The organism is Streptomyces sp. sk2.1, assembly GCF_008120935.1.
Classification (GTDB): Bacteria; Actinomycetota; Actinomycetes; order Streptomycetales; family Streptomycetaceae; genus Streptomyces.
Genome location: NZ_RDBO01000135.1, coordinates 1 through 2,671 on the forward strand (window position 1 = coordinate 1; position 2,671 = coordinate 2,671).

3 protein-coding genes are annotated in these 2,671 nt (G+C 73.9%); 2 read left to right on the plus strand and 1 reads right to left on the minus strand.

Going from position 1 to position 2,671, the window contains the following annotated elements:
• The first annotated feature begins 167 nt into the window (after positions 1–167).
• Together EAO76_RS41390 and EAO76_RS41395 are read left to right on the plus strand one after the other, a co-directional pair.
• Positions 168–1,025, plus strand: a complete 858-nt coding sequence (locus tag EAO76_RS41390) for an NAD(P)H-binding protein (RefSeq protein WP_148841397.1) — start codon at positions 168–170, stop codon at positions 1,023–1,025.
• A 103-nt stretch (positions 1,026–1,128) separates the two neighbouring features.
• The gene (locus EAO76_RS41395; RefSeq protein WP_148841398.1) at positions 1,129–1,881 is read left to right on the plus strand and encodes a Mut7-C RNAse domain-containing protein; all 753 of its coding nucleotides are present in this window, start codon (positions 1,129–1,131) and stop codon (positions 1,879–1,881) included.
• Here EAO76_RS41395 and EAO76_RS41400 read toward each other — a convergent pair.
• Positions 1,859–2,452: a MarR family winged helix-turn-helix transcriptional regulator gene (locus tag EAO76_RS41400; RefSeq protein ID WP_148841399.1), complete on the minus strand. Its 594-nt coding sequence runs from the start codon at positions 2,450–2,452 to the stop codon at positions 1,859–1,861. The genes EAO76_RS41395 and EAO76_RS41400 overlap by 23 nt on opposite strands.
• Positions 2,453–2,671 lie beyond the last annotated feature (219 nt).

Genomic DNA, 2,671 nt, shown 5'->3' on the forward strand with positions numbered 1-2,671 from the left:
CTCTTCCGCCTCCGCCCCCTCTTCCGCCTCCGCCCTCTTCGCTGCTGCCCGTGCGTCCGCCACGCCCCGAAAACGTTTGACGGCCGGGGGCTCCCCCAGGATATTTATCTGCGTCACGCAACTTATGCGTATCGCAGTCACATCCTCGGAGAAGAGGTTCCTCCATCATGCTCACTCTCGTCACCGGCTGCCGCGGCCGTGTCGGCTCCGCGCTCGTCCCGCTGCTGCTCCGCGCCGGGCACTCCGTCCGCGCCGCCTCGCGCGCACCCGAACGGCTCTCCGGTCCGGACGCCACCGCGCTGCCCGCAGGCGTGCCGGTCGTGGCCTGCGACCTCGGCGACCCGGCCACCTTCGCGGACGCCCTCGCCGGGGTCGACTCCGTCTTCCTCTACGCCGAACCCTCCGGCATCGACGCCTTCCTCGCCGCGGCCGAGGCCGCCGGGGTCGGGCACATCGTGCTGCTCTCCTCCAGTTCGGTCCTCGCCCCCGACGCCCCGGACAACCCGATCGCCGCCTCCCACCACGCGGTGGAACAGGCCCTGACCGCCTCGCCCCTCACCACGACGCTGCTCCGCCCCGGCGCCTTCGCGACCAACGCCCACCAGTGGTCGCACTCGGTGCGGGAACACGGCTCCGTCGACCTCCCCCACCCCCACAGCCACAGCAGCCCCATCGACGAGCGGGACATCGCCGAGGCGGCCCTCGCCGTCCTCACCGAACCCCGCCTGCGAGGCGCGGCGTACCACCTGACCGGCCCCGAATCGCTCAGCGCCACCGAGCAGGTCGGCCTCCTGGCGGCGGCGTCCGGGCGCCCCATCGCCGTCAACGCCGTGTCCGGGGAGGCATGGAAGGAGTCCGTGGCCGCGTTCGTGCCCGAGCCGATCGCCGACGCGCTGCTCGCGTACATGGCGGCGTCGGAGGGCGCACCGGCCGAGGTGACCGACGAGGTCGAGAAGTTGACCGGCCACCCGGCCCGCACCTTCGCCACCTGGGCCGAGGAACACACCGACGCCTTCCGCCCCTGAGCGCCCGGGCAGCCGGAGCACCCGGAGTGCCAAGCGGATCGCCGCACCCCCGCCGGCCCGAAACCCCTGGCCGACCCGCCCGGCCCGATGACATGCTGACGAGGTGAACGGACCGGAGATCCACCTCGAAGTCGCCCCCGAACTGCGCCTTTTCGTCGCTCATGAACGCCGCCGGGGGCGCACGGCCGTGGTCACCGACGGCTCCTCCACCCTCGGCCACGTGGTGGAGTCGCTCGGCATCCCGCTCACCGAGGCCGGGCAGATCCTGGTGGACGGCCGCCCCGTTCCGGTCTCGCACATCCCGGGGGCGGGCGAGCTGGTCGAGGTACGGGCCGTGGAGCGCCCCCAGCACGTCCCGGGTGCGCCGCTGCGGTTCCTGCTCGACGTCCACCTCGGCACGCTCGCCCGGCGACTGCGACTGCTCGGCGTGGACGCGGCGTACGAGAGCGAGGACATCGGCGACCCCGCGCTGGCCACCCGCTCGGCGCGGGAGCGCCGCGTGCTGCTCTCCCGGGACCGCGGACTGCTGCACCGGCGGGAGCTCTGGGCCGGGGCGTACGTCTACAGCAACCATCCGGAGGAGCAACTCCGCGACGTGCTGGAGCGGTTCGCCCCGCGCCTGGCCCCGTGGACCAGGTGCACCGCCTGCAACGGCCCGCTGAGGAGCGCCGACAAGGACACCGTCAGCGGGCGGCTGGAGCACGGCACCCGGCAGTCGTACGACGTCTTCGCACAGTGCACGGAGTGCGACCGCGTCTACTGGCGGGGCGCCCACCACACCCGGCTGGAGGCGATCGTCACGAAGGCGCTCCAGGAGTTCGCCCCGGCCTCCGTCACTCCTGCGGACAGCGCCTGACGCCCCCGCACGCCGGATCCGCCCCGCTCTCCGGGTCCGCCGCGGCAGTGCCCGGTTCCGCCGGGTCGCCCCCGCACGCCGGGTCCGGCGCGGCGGTGCCCCGCCGCAACACCTCGACCTGGCGCGCGCTCAGCTCGATCGTCCGTCGCATGTGGGCGATGAGCAGGGCCATTTCGTCGTCGTCGTACGCCTCGAACATCTCAGCCCAGGCGCCGCTCAGCCGCTCCCACACGGCTCCGACCTCCGCCATCCGCTCCGGCACGGGCGCGACGAGCACGCGTCGCCGGTCGACCGTGTCGCGCTCGCGCGTCACGTAGCCGCCCCGTTCCAGCCGGTCCACCAGCCGGGTCGCCGACCCCGTGGTGAGCCCGGTCAGCTCCGCGATGCGGCCGGTGGTGACCGGGGCCGCCTCCAGTCCGAGCAGGTTGATGCACTGCAGATCGGTCGGGTGGAGCCGCAGGTGGTCCGCGACGGCCTGGTTGAAGAGCGCGTACGCGGCCATGTGCCGCCGCGACTCGACGGTCAGCTCGGCCATCAGCGCACGACGGCGGGGCTGGGACTTCTGCGACATGCAGAGAGTGTACGAATCGGGCACCGCCCTTCCCCGCCGGCCGACCCCGAACGGACCGGCCCCTGAACAGGCCGCCCCCGAACAGACCCGGGCCCGAGCAGGACGGGTCCGGCCGGGGCGGGTCGGGCCCTGGCCGGGCCGGGGTCGGCCGCGGCGAGGAAGGCGTCGATGCCGGAGGGTTCGGCGTAGAGGAAGACGGAGTCGACCCCGGCGAGGGCG

Coding starts and splice junctions, on each gene's coding strand:
- EAO76_RS41400 (WP_148841399.1), bottom strand. CDS start 2,452: ATGTCGCAGAAGTCCCAGCCCCGCCGTCGTGCGCTGATGGCCGAGCTG.
- EAO76_RS41390 (WP_148841397.1), top strand. CDS start 168: ATGCTCACTCTCGTCACCGGCTGCCGCGGCCGTGTCGGCTCCGCGCTC.